The organism is Streptomyces brasiliensis (assembly GCF_014647875.1).
Classification (GTDB): Bacteria; Actinomycetota; Actinomycetes; order Streptomycetales; family Streptomycetaceae; genus Streptomyces; species Streptomyces brasiliensis.
Map to the genome: position 1 here is coordinate 184462 of NZ_BMQA01000002.1, position 15158 is coordinate 199619.

General features: G+C 69.7%; 16 protein-coding genes. 3 read left to right on the forward strand and 13 right to left on the reverse strand.

The genetic code is table 11. From position 1 onward, the window contains the following. Positions 1-57: 57 nt before the first annotated feature. From IEZ19_RS04490 to IEZ19_RS04510, 5 genes are all read right to left on the reverse strand, one after another. On the reverse strand, positions 58-684 hold the full coding sequence (locus IEZ19_RS04490) for a GNAT family N-acetyltransferase (protein WP_189309660.1): 627 nt from the start codon (positions 682-684) through the stop codon (positions 58-60). Between the two features lie 273 nt (positions 685-957). Next, on the reverse strand, positions 958-1794 hold the full coding sequence (locus IEZ19_RS04495) for a MetQ/NlpA family ABC transporter substrate-binding protein (protein ID WP_189309661.1): 837 nt from the start codon (positions 1792-1794) through the stop codon (positions 958-960). A 146-nt stretch (positions 1795-1940) separates the two neighbouring features. After that, a complete protein-coding gene (locus IEZ19_RS04500) occupies positions 1941-2678 on the reverse strand; it encodes a methionine ABC transporter permease (RefSeq protein WP_189309662.1) in 738 nt (245 codons plus the stop codon). Further along, positions 2675-3718: a methionine ABC transporter ATP-binding protein gene (locus IEZ19_RS04505; protein ID WP_189309663.1), complete on the reverse strand. Its 1044-nt coding sequence runs from the start codon at positions 3716-3718 to the stop codon at positions 2675-2677. Before IEZ19_RS04505 ends, IEZ19_RS04500 begins: the two co-directional genes overlap by 4 nt. Positions 3719-4100: 382 nt before the next feature. Then, the gene (locus IEZ19_RS04510; RefSeq protein ID WP_189309664.1) at positions 4101-4751 is read right to left on the reverse strand and encodes an HAD family hydrolase; all 651 of its coding nucleotides are present in this window, start codon (positions 4749-4751) and stop codon (positions 4101-4103) included. Positions 4752-4820: 69 nt separating this feature from the next. Between IEZ19_RS04510 and IEZ19_RS04515 the strand changes: the two genes are divergently transcribed. Together IEZ19_RS04515 and IEZ19_RS04520 are read left to right on the forward strand one after the other, a co-directional pair. Further along, a complete protein-coding gene (locus IEZ19_RS04515) occupies positions 4821-5180 on the forward strand; it encodes a hypothetical protein (protein WP_189309665.1) in 360 nt (119 codons plus the stop codon). Beyond that, the gene (locus IEZ19_RS04520; RefSeq protein WP_373296910.1) at positions 5161-5601 is read left to right on the forward strand and encodes a hypothetical protein; all 441 of its coding nucleotides are present in this window, start codon (positions 5161-5163) and stop codon (positions 5599-5601) included. Before IEZ19_RS04515 ends, IEZ19_RS04520 begins: the two co-directional genes overlap by 20 nt. Here the strand turns inward: IEZ19_RS04520 and IEZ19_RS04525 are convergent. The 3 genes from IEZ19_RS04525 to IEZ19_RS04535 all read right to left on the reverse strand — a co-directional run bounded on the left by IEZ19_RS04525 (position 5591) and on the right by IEZ19_RS04535 (position 7887). Continuing rightward, positions 5591-6088 (reverse strand): GNAT family N-acetyltransferase, encoded by a 498-nt coding sequence (locus tag IEZ19_RS04525; protein ID WP_189309667.1) that lies wholly within the window; start codon positions 6086-6088, stop codon positions 5591-5593. The two genes, IEZ19_RS04520 and IEZ19_RS04525, sit on opposite strands and share 11 nt — an antisense overlap. Before the next feature lie 45 nt (positions 6089-6133). After that, positions 6134-6640, reverse strand: a complete 507-nt coding sequence (locus IEZ19_RS04530; protein WP_189309668.1) for a sigma-70 family RNA polymerase sigma factor — start codon at positions 6638-6640, stop codon at positions 6134-6136. Between the two features lie 74 nt (positions 6641-6714). Continuing rightward, complete coding sequence (locus IEZ19_RS04535) at positions 6715-7887, reverse strand: glycerophosphodiester phosphodiesterase (protein WP_189309669.1); 1173 nt, start codon at positions 7885-7887, stop codon at positions 6715-6717. A gap of 456 nt (positions 7888-8343) precedes the next feature. On the opposite strand from IEZ19_RS04535, the gene IEZ19_RS04540 reads away from it, so the two are divergent. Next, positions 8344-8964, forward strand: a complete 621-nt coding sequence (locus IEZ19_RS04540; protein WP_229839951.1) for a lysophospholipid acyltransferase family protein — start codon at positions 8344-8346, stop codon at positions 8962-8964. A 106-nt stretch (positions 8965-9070) separates the two neighbouring features. Here the strand turns inward: IEZ19_RS04540 and IEZ19_RS04545 are convergent, their stop codons facing one another. From IEZ19_RS04545 to IEZ19_RS04565, 5 genes are all read right to left on the reverse strand, one after another. Then, positions 9071-10594: an MFS transporter gene (locus tag IEZ19_RS04545; protein WP_189309671.1), complete on the reverse strand. Its 1524-nt coding sequence runs from the start codon at positions 10592-10594 to the stop codon at positions 9071-9073. Further along, the gene (locus IEZ19_RS04550) at positions 10591-11142 is read right to left on the reverse strand and encodes a TetR/AcrR family transcriptional regulator (protein WP_189309672.1); all 552 of its coding nucleotides are present in this window, start codon (positions 11140-11142) and stop codon (positions 10591-10593) included. The genes IEZ19_RS04545 and IEZ19_RS04550 overlap by 4 nt, the downstream gene beginning before the upstream one ends. Before the next feature lie 83 nt (positions 11143-11225). Next, positions 11226-12197, reverse strand: coding sequence for an aldo/keto reductase (locus IEZ19_RS04555; RefSeq protein WP_189309673.1), 972 nt, complete (start codon positions 12195-12197; stop codon positions 11226-11228). A 162-nt stretch (positions 12198-12359) separates the two neighbouring features. Further along, the gene (argH, locus tag IEZ19_RS04560; protein WP_189309674.1) at positions 12360-13793 is read right to left on the reverse strand and encodes an argininosuccinate lyase; all 1434 of its coding nucleotides are present in this window, start codon (positions 13791-13793) and stop codon (positions 12360-12362) included. Between the two features lie 101 nt (positions 13794-13894). Continuing rightward, on the reverse strand, positions 13895-15088 hold the full coding sequence (locus tag IEZ19_RS04565; protein WP_189309675.1) for an argininosuccinate synthase: 1194 nt from the start codon (positions 15086-15088) through the stop codon (positions 13895-13897). Positions 15089-15158 lie beyond the last annotated feature (70 nt).

The window sequence follows — 15158 nt, forward strand, 5'->3', positions numbered from 1 at the left end:
TACCCGGTGGAGCTGTCGGGCGCGCGACCAGCACGGTCACGGGTGGTGCCGGCCTGTTCAGTCCCAGTCTGAGAACGAGGTGAAACCGCCGGCGTCGGTGACTCCGGCGAGGTCCTCGGGCAGCAGGCTCCAGACGATCACGTCGGTGCGCACCTCGACCCATTCCCCGTTCCCGGTCCTGGTGCGCGCTATCCAGGCGCCCCGCAGGACACCCTCGCTGATGCAGCCGATCTTCTGGGCGACCTGCTGGGAGGCGGTGTTGTCGGCCGCCGTGCGCAGCTCGAGGCGCTCGAACTTCTGGTCGTGGAAGAGCCATTGGGCGGTGGCGAGCGCCGCCTCGGCGGCATAGCCCTCGCCGCGCGCCCAGGGAGCGATGACGTAGGCGATCTCGCTGGAGCGGACGCGCCAGTCGGTGTGACGCAGATGCACGATGCCGACCAGGCGCTGGGTGAGGAACTCGGTGACGGCGAACACGATGCCGCGTCCCTCGGTCCGTTCGGCGGGTGCCAGCTCGCTGATCCAGGCCCGGGCGTCGGCCCGGGTGTAGGGATGCGGGACGGACGTCCAGGCAGTGACCAGTTCGTCGTTCATCATCTCGGCGAAGGCCTCGATGTCGGGCTCCTCGAGGGGGCGCAGCACCAACCGCTCCGTGCTGATGGAGATGTCGGGGAAGGTGCTAGTCATGCGGCGCTCCGTAACCTTCGGAAACCTTCAGGGCCTGCTGAACTGCCTGAACTGCCCAGCATGCAGCATGAAGGCAGTGAACCGCACCACGGGGTCCACACCAAGTGAAGGTGTGGACCCCGTGCGTGGCGATACGCGGGCATACGCCCCCTCAGCTCGCGCAGGGGGGCAGGACCGAGCCCTGGTACTTGTCCTCGACGAACTTCTTCACCTCGGGCGAGGTCAGGTGTCCGGCGAGCTTCTTGACCCGCTTCTCACGCAGGTCCGGCAGGCTCAGAAGGAGGGGATGACCGAGCCCTGGTACTTGTCCTCGATGAACTTCTTGACCTCGGGCGAGGTGAGGAGCTTGGCGAGCTTCTGCACGCGCGGGTCGTCCTCGTTGCCCTTCTTGACCGCGAGGAAGTTGCCGTACGGGCTGTTGTTCGCGGACTCGAGGACGAGGGCGTCCTCGGCGGGCTTGATGCCGGCGGCGATGGCGTAGTTGCCGTTGATGACCGCGGCGTCCACGTCGTCCAGGGAGCGCGCGGTCTGGGCCGCCTCGACCTCCTTGAACTTGAGGTTCTTCGGGTTGTCGGCGATGTCCTGCGGGGTCGCCTCGGTGCCGGCGCCGTCCTTGAGGGTGATGAGCTTGTTGGCGGCGAGCAGCTTCAGGGCGCGCGCCTCGTTGACGGCGTCGTTGGGGACGGCGACGGTCGCACCGCTCTTGAGGGCGTCGGCGCTCTTGACCTTGTGGGAGTAGAGGCCGAGCGGCTCCAGGTGCACCGTGACGACGGGCACGATGTGGGTGCCGCGCTTCTTGTTGAAGTCGTCGAGGTACGGCTGGTTCTGGAAGTAGTTGGCGTCCACCGAGCCGTCCTCGGTCGCGGTGTTGGGGACGATGTAGTCCTGGAACTCCTTGACCTCCAGGTCGAGTCCGGCCTTCTTCGCCAGGTTGTCCTTGACGAAGTTGAGGATCTCGGCGTGCGGGGTCGGGCTCGCGGCGACGATCAGCGGTCCGCTGGAGTCGGCGGAGGACGAGGAGCTGTCCTTGTCGGAGCCGCAGGCGGTGAGCCCGACGGTGAGGGCTCCGACGGCGAGGACGGCGGCGGTGATCTTGGCGGTGTTACGCACGAAAAGTGCCTTTCCTTATGGGTGGTGCGACCCCTTGGATCAAGGGGTGCGGCGCGAAGCGCCGTCGTTGAGGCGCGGTGGTCGGTGGGGGTCCCCCGGACGGAGTCTGGGGGAGGGTGGGCGAGCGGGGAGCTCGGGGAGGGGGTTCAGACGGCCTGGCCGGCGTCCGCGGCGGCGGGCTCCTTGGCCTTCAGCAGCCGCAGCCTCGGCGCCGGCCCGGAGTGGCCCCCGCGCCGGTGCAGGCCGCGTGCGGAGTAGTCGCCGGCGAACTGGATGACCGAGATCACGACGGCGAGGATCGCCACGGTGATCCACATCAGCTCGGTCTCGAAGCGCTGGTAGCCGTACCGGATGGCGATGTCGCCGAGACCGCCCGCGCCGACCGTGCCCGCCATGGCGGAGTAGCCGATGAGCGCGACGATCGTCGTCGTGGTGCTGGAGATGAGAGAGGGCAGGGCCTCGGGGACGAGGACCTTGCGGACGACGGTCCAGGTGTTGCCGCCCATCGACTGCACGGCCTCGACGAGACCGCCGTCCACTTCGCGGACAGCCGTCTCGACGAGGCGCGCGAAGAACGGGATCGCCCCGATGGCGAGCGGCACGATGGCGGCCTCGCGGCCGATGGTGGTGCCGGTGATCCAGCGCGTGAACGTCATCAGCGCCACCATCAGGATGATGAACGGCATCGAGCGGGCGATGTTCACGATCTGCCCGATGACCTTGTTGGCGAGGACGTTCTGCAGCAGTCCGCCCCGGTCGGTCAGCACGAGCAGGACGCCGAGCGGGAGTCCGCCGACGACGGCGATGAGCGTGGACCAGCCGACCATGTAGAGCGTGTCCCAACACGCCTGGGACAGCAGCGGCTGCATCTCGGACCAGGTCACTTGGCACCTTCCTTCACAAGTGCGGGCTCCTGCCCCTCGCTGCCGACGACATCGATCTGAAGTCCCTGCTCGCGCAGGAAGCCGACGGGCACGACGTTGTCCTCGTAGCGGCCGGGCAGTTCGATGCGCATCCGGCCGACCTGGAGGCCGCCGACGGTGTCGATGGCGGCGCCGAGGATCGAGATGTCGATGTTGTAGGTGCGCGACAGCTGGGAGATGACGGGCTGGGTGGCGGCCTCACCGTGGAAGGTGACGTCGAGGACGGTCCGGTCGGCGCCGGAGGCCTCGCCGCCCACGGGGAAGAGCGCGGCGGCCAGTTCGGAGCCCGGGGTGGCGAGCAGCTCGCTGACGGTGCCGGACTCGACGATGCGTCCCTGCTCCATGAGCGCGGCGGAGTCGCAGATGCTCTTGACGACGTCCATCTCGTGGGTGATGAGCAGGACGGTGAGTCCCAGCTGCTGGTTCAGGTCGCGCAGCAGCTGGAGGATCGAGCGGGTGGTCTCCGGGTCCAGGGCGCTGGTGGCCTCGTCGGAGAGCAGCACCTTGGGGTCGCCGGCCAGGGCGCGGGCGATGCCGACGCGCTGCTTCTGGCCGCCGGAGAGCTGGGCGGGATAGACCTTGGCCTTGTCGCCGAGGCCGACCAGGTCGAGCAGTTCGAGCGCCTTGCGGGAACGTTCCCTCCCCGATGTGCCGAGGATCTCGAGCGGCAGCTCGACGTTCTCCTGGACCGTGCGGGAGGACAGCAGGTTGAAGTGCTGGAAGACCATGCCGATACGGCTGCGCGCCCGGCGGAGTTCCTTGCCCGCGCGCGGTCCACGGCCGGCGAGGGCCGTGAGGTCCTGTCCGGCGACGGTGACCGTCCCGGATGTCGGACGCTCCAGGAGGTTGACGCAGCGGATGAGCGAGGACTTGCCGGCGCCGGACTGGCCGATGACGCCGTACACCTCGCCTTCGCGGACGTGGAGATCGACGCCGTCGAGGGCGGTGACCTCGCGGCCGCGTGAGCGGTAGACCTTGGTCAGGCCCGATGTGGTGATCACTGGGGTTTCCGTCACTGTCGAGTGCGCAGGCGTGGGTGTGCCTGGGCACGGGTGCATTCGTTCAGGCACGCGGCACGGTTCTCGTGGTGACGCTGGAGTGGGAGAACGTGCGCGCGGGGAGGCGTCGGTCACGTGTGCGTATCGGCTACGACGTCACGGACATGTCACGGCGTCTCGCTTCGGGGCGCGAGGCTCAGGCGGTGCGGGGGCCCTCTAGAAGGCGCACATTCGGCACATGCGACACATACAACGAGCACCGGGCGTCAGGGTCGCCTCGGTCGCAGGGGTGCGGCAGCTCGTCGTGGTCATGCGAATCAGTAAACCAGACGTGCGGTCCTGACAGACCGCCCCTGTCCGCATGCCGGACAGGGGCGGACAAGGGTCAGCGGCGGACGGAGATCTCCACGCCCTGGTCGGTGACCAGCGCGGACAAGGCCGAGAGGTCGCTCACCACCAGGTCCGCGTCCAGCTCGTCGGCCCGGTGGGTTGTGGCCAACGCCACGGTCGTCATCCCGGCGGCGCGGCCTGCCCGCAGGCCCGCCGGGGCGTCCTCGAACACCACGCAGTGGGCCGGGTCGACGCCCAACTGCCGGGCGGCGAGCAGATAAGGCTCGGGATCGGGCTTGCCGTGCGTGACGTCGTCGGCGGCGACGAGCGTCTTGGGCAGTATCCCGACGGCCTCGAGCCGGGCCTCGGCCAGCCGCCGAGTGGCCGAAGTCACCACGGCCCAGCGGTCGGCGGGCAGGGAGTCGAGGAAGGCGCGGGTGCCGGGCAGCAGCAGTACGCCGTCCTGGGGCACGTCCTCCACCTCGAGCTGCTCGACCCGTGCGATCGCCTCCGGCACGACGTCGGCGGGCAGCAGGTCGGCGACTATCTCCGCCGCGGTACGCCCGTGCAGCTCCACCGCCCCGAACTCCTCGGCCGCGATGCCGTACTCCCGGGCCCAGCGTGTCCAGCAGCGCTCGACCGATGCGAGGGAGGAGACCAGGGTGCCGTCGTTGTCGAAGAGGAGGGCGTGTGCGTGGATCGTCATGGTCCCGACCTTACGGCGTACGCCGGGGGCGACCTCGGAAGAGCATTTGGGCCGTAATAAGGTCACCGCATGTTCAATGCCATGACCCTGGTGACCGGGGTCGCCGCGCTGCTGCTCGCCGCCTGGTGCGGGTGGGCGGCCTACCGTGATCAGCCGACCAAGGACTGGCACTTCATCGGGATGGCCGTGGCGTCGGTCCTGGCGCTGGTGCAGTTGGTGATCGGGATCGTGCAGCTGGCGCGGGGCGAGAAGCCGGAGCAGGGAACGACGATCTTCGTGGCGTATCTGCTGGGCGCGTTCGCGTGCGTGCCTGCGGCGGGGTTCATGTCGCTGGCCGAGCGGACCCGCTGGGGGTCGGTGACGGTGGCCGCGGGCGGCGTGGTGCTGGCGGTGCTCGAGGTACGGCTCTATGACATCTGGGGAGGCTGAGGTGACCGCGGTGGAGGAGAAGCCGACCCGGCTGATCAGCGGGCCGGGGATGCTGCTCGTCTGGTTCTACGGCGTGATGGTGGTCGGCGCGGTGTCGCGCTCGGCGTACCAGATCGCGACGGACTTTCAGCGGGCGCCGCTCGCCTACTCGTTGTCCGCAGTCGCGGGCGTGGTGTACGGGTTCATCACGTACACGCTCGTTCGCGGCGGCGAGACTGCCCGCAAGGCGGCGCTGGTGTGCTGCGCCGCCGAACTCGCGGGTGTGCTGATCGTCGGTACGTGGACGCTGGTGGAGCCGTCGGCCTTCCCGGACGCGACCGTCTGGTCCGACTACGGGATGGGCTACATCTTCATCCCGGTGCTGCTGCCGGTGTCCGCGTTGTACTGGTTGCGGAAGGCCCGCAGGACGGTCACGCCGTAGTCGCGTACGTCTCCGCCGGCTTCTCCAGGACGATCATTTCCACGCCGTCCTCGCCCTTGGACGTGCCCACCGTCTCGTAGCCGACCCGGCGGTACAGGCGCAGGTTGCCCTCGCTGCGGTGGCCGGTGTGGAGGCGGAAGCGCTTGGCGCCACGCTCCTCCGCGAGCGCCGCCTCGGCGGCGCGCAGCAGCCGCGCGCCGATGCCGTGGCCCTGCAGGCGCGGGTGGACGCAGAGCTTGCCGATGTGGGCGGCGCCGTCCTCGGTCAGCCGCCCGCGCACCGAGCCGACCACCTCCTCGCCGAGCCGCGCGACGAAGACGCAGTCGGAGACGACCTCCTGGCGGACCGCGTCGAAGGTCTCGACGAGCGGGTCGATGCGGTAGTTGCCGTACAGCGCCGCCTCGCTCTGGAAGCACAGGTACTGGAGCCTGAAGATCTGCTCTGCATCCTGCTCGGTCGCCACCGAGATGGTCACGCTCATGCCCATGTGCGCACGCCTCCCGCTCACCTGATCGCCTGTTGTTCCTCACTCCTATCCCCGCACTTCGCGGGCCGCAACCTCCGGTGTGAGCAAACGCCGTAGACATCCCAGACATCTGGAACGTTCCGGGCCAAGACTGCCCTGTGAGATACCCAACTCCCCCGCGATCTCCCGGTATGTGAGGTCCTTCGGGGAGAGCAGCGCCTCGATGAGACGGGGGCAGCGGCCGGGCAGCCGGCGGACCGCCTCGCGCAGGGCGCGGTGGCGGGCGGCGGTGAGGGCGATCTGTTCGGGGCCGGGTCCGCGGTCGTCGGCGGGCTCGCCGTCGTAAGGCCGCTCGGTACGGGTTCTACGGCGGCTGCGACGAGCCTCTGCGCGTACGGCCCTGCGCAGCCAGTCCTCCGGGTCGTACGGCGGCCCCGACGAGTCGACCCGCTCCAGGAGGCGGAGCCAGACGGTCTGTTCCAGATCGGCAGGTTCGGCGCCAGACGCCTGGGCCTCGGCCGCGGCCTCGGCGGTGAGCAGCGGGCGCAGGGCGGCCACCAGGTCGTGCGTCATGTGCAGAGCGACGCGGCCGCCCCGGCGGCGGTTGCCGGAGCGGCCGTGGGACGACCCGAACGGGTAGGAAGGGCTCAGCCGTTGACGAAGTCCTCGCGGGCGAGCAGGCCCGTGTCGGCGTTGTCGGTGAAGACACCGTCGATGCCGGTCGCGAAGTAGGCCTTGAAGGCGCCGAAGGAGTCACCGTAGGCGTCCGCGTCGGTGCCCTTGCGGAACTCCGCCGGCAGGAAGGGGTTCTCGTTGCGCATGGTGTACGGGTGCAGGATCAGGCCCACCTTGTGCGCGTCGGCGACGAGGGTGCTGGGCGTACCCAGGCTGCCGTCGGCCTTGCGCGGGATGATCAGGTCGAGGGTGGGGCCGATGCCCTGCGCGTAGCCGGCGATCTCCCGCAGGCCCGCGGGCGAGACAAGGTCGGCGACAGTGCGCGGGTCGCCCGACTCCACGAAGTCCCAGGGGCGGCTGTCCGCAGTGGAGAGCAGGACGGCGAGGGGGTTGTCGACCAGCTTGTTCAGCCGCTGCATGCTGGTCGGCTCGAAGGACTGCAGGATGACCGGTGAGGTCCGCTTGTCCTTGCCGTACTTGCGCAGCAGCTTGGCGACGCGCTCCTCGACGCCGAGCCCGAGCTTGCGGAAGTAGGTGGGGTGCTTGGTCTCGGGGTAGATCCAGACCTGCTTGCCGCGCTTGCGGGTCTGCTCGTCCTGCCACTTCAGGACCTCTTCGAACGTGGGGATCTCCCAGCGCCCGTTGTAGAGGGTGTTGTGCGGGCGGTTGGCCGGGATGCGCTCGGTCGCGCGCAGGGTCTTCAGCTCGGCGAGCGTGAAGTCCTCGGTGAACCAGCCGGTGGTGGAGACGCCGTCGAGGACCTTGGTGGTCCTGCGGCCGGCGAACTCGGGGTGGGACGCGACGTCCGTGGTGCCGCCGATCTCCGGCTCGTGCCGGCAGACCAGGTGACCGTCCTTGGTGGGCACCAGGTCACCGGCCTCGACGATGTCGGCGCCGAGGTCGAGGGCCAGGTTGTACGAGCCGAAGGTGTGCTCCGGGCGGTAGCCGCTGGCGCCGCGGTGGCCGATGATCGTCGGCACGGGCAGGCTCTTGAGGCCGCCTCCGTGGCCCGCGGTCCGGGCCTCGGTCGCCCGCGCCGCGCCGGGCAGTCCGAGGACCGCTCCGCCCGCGCCGAGCATGGCGGCGCCGAGAAGCGCCCGCCGTCCGGTTCCGCGCGCCTGCTCGTGCGAGTCCTGCGATCCCATGAGCGCCTCCTGCCGTCCTGTCGCTTCTCTTCGTGCGCCGCCTCCAGGGCGCCTCAGCCCCTTCGGCGCGGCGCCGTCGGTGCGCGCCGATCGTAGGGGCGTGTACATGGCGGCCGGGAGACCTCATCCGGAACACCGGGGTGACGCCGCATGTCATCTGCGCGCCGGACGGACACCGGGATCTGACGCTCCGTCCGGCGGCGCGCCGATCTCGGACGCGATGCCGGTCACAACGTTCCGGGCGGGTTACCGTCGGGCGACGGCGGGCAACCGCAGGTTAAGCCGGGTCAACAGTGCGTAAGACCTCGGTGAACCGGCCGCACCCGATGTGCGCTTCCCCCCAAGCCGCGAGTAATGTCCTCACCTGCACAGACACATATCGACCCCTCGACATCGGAGGACCCGTTGTCCCGCTTCGCGCTCATCAAGGCAGTGCTCGGACCGATCATGCGCCTGATGTTCCGCCCTCAGGTGGAGGGCGTGGAGCGCATCCCCGGGGACGGTCCGGTGATCCTGGCGGGCAACCACCTCACGTTCATCGACTCGATCGTGCTGCCGCTGGTGACCAAGCGGCAGGTGTTCTTCATCGGCAAGGACGAGTACGTCACGGGCAAGGGCTTCAAGGGCCGGCTGATGGCGTGGTTCTTCACCGGCGTCGGCATGATCCCGGTGGACCGGGACGGGGCGAGCGGTGGTGTCGCCGCGCTGATGACCGGGCGGCGGATCCTGGAGGAGGGAAAGATCTTCGGGATCTACCCCGAGGGGACGCGGTCGCCCGACGGGCGGCTGTACCGGGGGCGCACCGGCATCGCGCGGCTGACGCTGATGACGGGGGCACCGGTGGTGCCGTTCGCGATGATCGGCACGGACAAGTTGCAGCCGGGTGGGCGTGGGATTCCGCGTCCGGGGCGGGTGACCGTCCGGTTCGGTGAGGCGATGGAGTTCTCCCGGTACGAAGGGATGGACCGGGATCGGTATGTGCTGCGGGCGGTTACCGATTCCGTGATGGCTGAGGTCATGAGGCTGTCCGGGCAGGAGTACGTGGACATGTACGCAACGAAGGCCAAAGCTGCGTAGCGCCGTTGCGGTTCTGATCCACGGCGGGTGCGGGTCGTCGGTGGTTGCTCGCGCCCACGCGGCGGAGCCGCATATCGATACCGCCCCGCGCCCCTGAGGAGTTGCGCTACCGACCGCTTTCCAGTTTCTGCCCCTTCAGCAGAAACCATGCGACGACTGCTGTTGCCAGCAGGACGGCTGCACCCACACCTGATGCGAGTTGCAGTCCGTGTACGAAGGCTCCCCGGGCCGCGTCCAGCAACGCCTCGGAGGTATGCGCAGGCAGGTGCGCTGACGCCCCCACCGCGCCACCCAGTGACTCGTGTGCCGCGGCCGGGGTGCCCGCCGGGCCGGTGAAGTCGCGGTAGACGCCCGTCACGATCGAGCCCAGCAACGCGATACCCAGCGCGGCACCCAGTTCGTACGCCGTCTCCGAGACCGCGGATGCCGCTCCCGCCTGGTCCTTGGGGACGCTGGAGAGGATGACGTCGGCCGTCACCGTGAAGGACAGGCCCGCTCCCACGCCGACCACCAGCAGGGCCGTACCCAGGATCGGGTAGCCCGTCGACCGGCTCAGCAGCGTGAGCGCGGCGAGGGCGACGCCCACCGCTGCCAGGCCGCCGGAGACGACCGCTCGGACCGAGAAGCGGCGGGCCGCCCGGCCCGCGACCAGGCCGGCCGCCACCGCGCCCGCGGCTGCGGGCAGTTCGGCCAGGCCTGCCTCGAACGGGTGCCTGCCCTGGACGAGTTGCAGGTACTGGGAGAGGAAGAACACCAGGCCGGACATGCCGAGCACGGTCAGCAGGTCGGCGAGGACCGCGCCGCTGAAACCGCGGCTGCGGAACAGTCGCATGTCCAACAGCGGGTTGGGAAGCGTGAGTTGACGGCGGACGAAATCGTACAGGGCCGCCGCGCCGACCGCGCCGGTGGCGGACGTCGTCCAGGTGAAGCCGTGCGTGGCTGCCTCCTTGACCGCGTAGACGACAGCGATCATCCCGACCAGGGAGAGGACGACGCTCTTCAGGTCCCAGGGGCCGGGGTTCGGGTTGCGGGACTCGGGGAGCGTACGGATGCCGACGAGGACGAGGACCGCCATCACGGGCAGGTTGATGAGGAAGACCGAGCCCCACCAGAAGTGTTCGAGCAGGAAGCCGCCCACGATGGGCCCGACGGCCGTACCGGCGGAGGCCGTGGCGCCCCAGATGCCGACGGCGAGGCTCCGCTCGCGCGGGTCGTGGAAGATGTTGCGGATCAGGGCGAGGGTGGCGGGCATCAGCGTGGCGCCCGCGACACCGAGCAGCGCCCGCGCCAGGATCATCAACTCCGGTGTCGTGGCATAGGCGTTGAGGATGGATATCGCGCCGAACGCGGTGGCGCCGCCGAGCAGGATCCGCTTGCGGCCGATGCGGTCGCCGAGGCTGCCCATGGAGACCAGCAGACCGGCGATGACGAAGGAGTAGACGTCACCGATCCACAGGAGCTGGGTGCCCGACGGCTTGAGGTCTTCGCTGATGTAGGGGGTCGCGAGGCCGAGGACGGTCGCGTCGACGGCCACCAGCAGCACGGCCAGGACGAGGACGCAGAGCGCGAGCCAACGGCCCGTGCGCCGCTCCGCCTCCGTCGCCGCGGCCGGCTGCAGGGTGCTGATCATGGTTCCTGTCTCCGTAGTGCGCCGCCGAGCAGCAGCTCGACGATCATGTGGGTGAAGTCCTTGGGGGCGACGCGGCCCTCCGACACGGCCCAGGCGCCGGAGGCCAGCAGGCCGTACAGCGCCTCGGTGAGCCAGGCGGGGGTGAGGTCGATGCGGAACTCGCCGGCTGCCTGGCCGCGTCGGAACAGGGCGGCGATGCGTTCGTCGATCCGGGTCCAGCCCTGGTTCTGTTCCTCGCCCTCGAACAGCTGGTTCTCGGTGTAGAGGAAGGCCAGCAGACCGGCGGCCGGTTCGATCTCGCGGACGAGACGGTGCACGGCCTCGCCCGCCGGGCCCTCGTCCAGGCGGGCCGCGTCCAGGGCGGCCTCGCACTCCTCGATGCCGAGGGACTCCAGCGCCCGCACGAGCGCGTCGCGCCCGGCGAAGTGGCGGTGGAGGGTTGCCCTGCTGATCCCGGCCGCCTTGGCGACCTCGTCCATGGTGGCGGTGGATTTACGGGTCAGCAGGGCGGCCGCGCTGCGCAGCACGTGGTCAGGGTCGAGAGCCATGCGACAATCATAAACCAAATGAGACGTCGATGTCTCATCACGGGCATACGAGTCTCATGGCTCCCTGTTCTGGAAGGTGTGGCTCAGTGCCAGGGCAGCTGCCCACGCTGCTGCCAGTACGCGGCCGGCTCCTCCACGAGCGTGGCGAGGCGGGCCAGCTGGTCCTCGTCGAGGTCGACGACGGCGGCGTGCAGGTTGGACGCGAGCTGGGTGACGGTCGCGGCGCCGGAGAGCACGACTCCGGCCCACGGCTCGCGGAGGATCAACGCGAGGGCCACGGCGTCGGCGCCGAGGGACGTCTCCTCCGCCACGGACCTCAGCGCGTCGGGCGCGTGCTCGGCGGCGAGGCGTCCGTTGGCCATGCCCTCCTTGACGATCACCGTGAGCCCGGCGTCGTGCGCCTCGGCGAGGGCGGGTCCGGCCGAGGTCTCCAGGGCGTTGTACGTCGACTGGACGGTGCGGAAGAGGGGCTCGTCGTCGACCGTGACGGCGAGGGCGGCCCGAATGGCGTCGGCCTGAGCGGGACCGCTGGTCGAGAAACCGATGGTGAGGCCCCCGGCCGCGGCCTCGGCGAGCCGGGCGTGCAGCTCCTTGTCCGTGAGGGCCGGGCTGTCCGGGGTCACCGAGTGGATCTGGTAGAGGTCGAGCCGGTCGCCGAGCAGCTGGTCGGTCTCGGCGCGCTGCCGCTCGTACGTCTGGAGACTGTGGTCCTTGACCTCGTGCTGCGCGGCGTCGGTGGTCCAGCCGGCGGTGTAGGTGTAGCCCCATTTGCTGCCCACGACGACGTCGACGACGTCGGGGCGGGCGTTCAGCCAGTCGGCGAGGAACTCCTCCGAACGGCCGTAGGAGCGGGCGACGTCGAAGTAGCGGACGCCCTGGGCGTAGGCGGCGTCGAGGAGTTCGTGGGTGCGGGTGCGAAGAGCGTCGACACTGCGGTCCTCTCCGAGGTCTTCCTCCCGGTCGAGGTTGATGTATCCGGGGCGGCCGACGGCGGCGAGTCCCAGACCGATGTGACAGGTGGGAGTCGTTGCTGAGGCGAGGCGGGCGAAAGGCATCGCGGGCTCCGTTCGGTCGGCTGACTCCGACCAACGTAACCCGCGATGCCGTTGGATTGTTCGCGGTGGAACTCGGGGCTTGCGGTGCGTCGGCGCGTGCCTGTGCGTCGTGGCTGCTCGCGCCCACGCGGCGGAGCCGCACATCGACACAGCCCCGCGCCCCTAACGGGCCGCTTTCGCCGCCACCCACTGGTGCTGCCGTGCCACGTCCGCCTTGACCTCCGTCAGCTGGACCGCAACCGCGCTCGGTGCCGTACCGCCGCGGCCGTTGCGGGACGCCAGCGCGCCGGGGACGTTGAGGACCGAGCGGACCTCGGGGGTCAGGTGCGCGGAGATCTTCGCGAACTGCTCGTCCGTCAGCTCGTCCAGCTCCTTGCCCTCGGCCTCGGCGGCCTTGACGCACTCGCCGGCGACCTCGTGCGCGACCCGGAACGGCACGCCCTGCTTCACCAGCCACTCGGCGATGTCGGTGGCGAGCGAGAAGCCGGCCGGGGCCAGTTCCTCCATGCGCTCGCGGTTGACCGTGAGCGTGGCGATCATGCCGGTGAAGGCGGGCAGCAGGACCTCCAGCTGGTCGCAGGAGTCGAAGACCGGCTCCTTGTCCTCCTGGAGGTCCCGGTTGTACGCCAGCGGGAGCGCCTTGAGCGTCGCCATCAGGCCCGTCAGGTTGCCGATCAGGCGGCCCGACTTGCCGCGCGCCAGCTCCGCGATGTCCGGATTCTTCTTCTGCGGCATGATTGACGAGCCCGTGGAGAACGCGTCGTGCAAGGTCACGAAGGAGAACTCCTTCGTGTTCCAGATGATGATCTCCTCCGCGATCCGGGAGATGTTGACCCCGATCATCGCGGTGATGAAGGCGAACTCGGCGACGAAGTCACGGGAGGCCGTGCCGTCGATGGAGTTGCCGACGCTGCCGTGCTCGAAGCCCAGGTCCTCGGCCACCGCCTCCGGGTCCAGGCCGAGGGAGGAACCCGCGAGCGCGCCCGAGCCGTACGGCGACACCGCCGTCCGCTCGTCCCACTGCCGCAGCCGCTCCGCGTCCCGGGACAGGGACTGGACGTGAGCGAGCACGTGGTGGGCGAACAGCACCGGCTGCGCGTGCTGGAGGTGGGTGCGGCCGGGCATCGCCACGTCGGGGTGGGCCTCGGCCAGGCCGATCAGCGTGTTCTGGAGGTCGGCGATCAGGCCGCCGATCGTCCGGGCGTGGTCGCGCAGGTACATGCGGAAGAGGGTCGCGACCTGGTCGTTGCGCGAGCGGCCCGCACGCAGCTTGCCGCCGAGGTCGGGGCCGAGTCGCTCCAGCAGACCGCGCTCCAGAGCCGTGTGCACGTCCTCGTCGGCGATCGTGCCGACGAAGGAGCCGTCCGCCACGTCCGCCTCGAGCTGGTCGAGGCCCGCGAGCATCCGCGTCAGCTCGTCGTCCGTGAGGAGCCCCGCCTTGCGCAGCACACGCGCGTGGGCACGCGAGCCGGCGATGTCGTAGGGCGCGAGCCGCCAGTCGAAGTGGACGGACGCGGACAGCTTCGCCAGGGCCTCGGCGGGACTGTCGGCGAAACGGCCGCCCCAGAGCCGTACGTCACCGCTGTTGCTGCTCACTGCGTTGCTCCTCGGAAGATGTCTCTGTGCGACCGCCTCCCCACCCTTGCAGGTGAGGAGGCGGCTGTCAGTCTGATGCGTGCGAGGCGACCCGTACGGGCCTACGCGAGATCCCGCTTGGCGGCGATCTTCGACGACAGGCTGTAGATGTCGATGAAGCCCTTGGCCGCGGCCTGGTCGAAGGTGTCGCCGGTGTCGTAGGTGGCGAGGTTGAAGTCGTACAGCGACGACTCGGAGCGCCGGCCGGTGACGACCGCGCGGCCGCCGTGCAGGGTCATGCGGATGTCGCCGTTCACGTGCTGGTTGGCCTCGTTGATGAAGCCGTCCAGGGCGCGCTTGAGCGGGGAGAACCACTGGCCGTCGTAGACGAGTTCGCCCCAGCGCTGCTCGACCTGCCGCTTGTAGCGGGCGAGTTCGCGCTCGACGGTGACGTTCTCCAGCTCCTGGTGGGCGGTGATGAGGGCGATCGCGCCCGGAGCCTCGTACACCTCGCGGGACTTGATGCCGACGAGGCGGTCCTCGACCATGTCGATCCGGCCGATGCCCTGGGCGCCGGCCCGCTCGTTGAGCTGCTGGATGGCCTGCAGGACCGTGACGGCCTTGCCGTCGATGGCGACGGGGACGCCGTGCTTGAAGGTGATGACGACCTCGTCGGCCTCGCGGGGCTCGGCCGGGTTGGAGGTGTACTCGTAGATGTCCTCGATCGGGGCGTTCCAGATGTCCTCCAGGAAGCCCGTCTCGACGGCGCGTCCGAAGACGTTCTGGTCGATGGAGTACGGGGACTTCTTGGTGGTGGCGATCGGGAGCTGCTTGGCCTCGCAGAAGGCGATGGCCTTGTCGCGGGTCATCGCGTAGTCGCGGACCGGGGCGATGCACTTGAGGTCCGGGGCGAGGGCGACGATGCCGGCCTCGAAGCGGACCTGGTCGTTGCCCTTGCCGGTGCAGCCGTGGGCGACGGTGGTGGCGCCGTGCTTCTTGGCGGCGGCGACGAGGTGCTTGACGATCGTCGGCCGGGACAGGGCGGAGACCAGCGGGTAGCGGTCCATGTAGAGGGCGTTGGCCTTGATCGCCGGGAGGCAGTACTCGTCGGCGAACTCGTCCTTGGCGTCGGCGACCTCGGCCTCGACGGCGCCGCACGCGAGGGCGCGCTTGCGGATGACGTCCAGGTCCTCGCCGCCCTGGCCGACGTCGACCGCAACGGCGATGACCTCGGCGCCCGTCTCCTCGGCGATCCAGCCGATGGCGACGGAGGTGTCCAGACCGCCTGAGTAGGCGAGTACGACGCGCTCGGTCACGGGTTTCTCCTCACAGTGCATTCGCTGACATGCATGAGTATGCAGCACCCTGCATGATTCGTCAATTCGC

Coding starts and splice junctions, on each gene's coding strand:
- IEZ19_RS04490 (WP_189309660.1), bottom strand. CDS start 684: ATGACTAGCACCTTCCCCGACATCTCCATCAGCACGGAGCGGTTGGTG.
- IEZ19_RS04510 (WP_189309664.1), bottom strand. CDS start 4,751: ATGACGATCCACGCACACGCCCTCCTCTTCGACAACGACGGCACCCTG.
- IEZ19_RS04515 (WP_189309665.1), top strand. CDS start 4,821: ATGTTCAATGCCATGACCCTGGTGACCGGGGTCGCCGCGCTGCTGCTC.
- IEZ19_RS04520 (WP_373296910.1), top strand. CDS start 5,161: ATGACATCTGGGGAGGCTGAGGTGACCGCGGTGGAGGAGAAGCCGACC.
- IEZ19_RS04525 (WP_189309667.1), bottom strand. CDS start 6,088: ATGGGCATGAGCGTGACCATCTCGGTGGCGACCGAGCAGGATGCAGAG.
- IEZ19_RS04530 (WP_189309668.1), bottom strand. CDS start 6,640: ATGACGCACGACCTGGTGGCCGCCCTGCGCCCGCTGCTCACCGCCGAG.
- IEZ19_RS04535 (WP_189309669.1), bottom strand. CDS start 7,887: ATGGGATCGCAGGACTCGCACGAGCAGGCGCGCGGAACCGGACGGCGG.
- IEZ19_RS04540 (WP_229839951.1), top strand. CDS start 8,344: ATGTTCCGCCCTCAGGTGGAGGGCGTGGAGCGCATCCCCGGGGACGGT.
- IEZ19_RS04545 (WP_189309671.1), bottom strand. CDS start 10,594: ATGATCAGCACCCTGCAGCCGGCCGCGGCGACGGAGGCGGAGCGGCGC.
- IEZ19_RS04550 (WP_189309672.1), bottom strand. CDS start 11,142: ATGGCTCTCGACCCTGACCACGTGCTGCGCAGCGCGGCCGCCCTGCTG.
- IEZ19_RS04555 (WP_189309673.1), bottom strand. CDS start 12,197: ATGCCTTTCGCCCGCCTCGCCTCAGCAACGACTCCCACCTGTCACATC.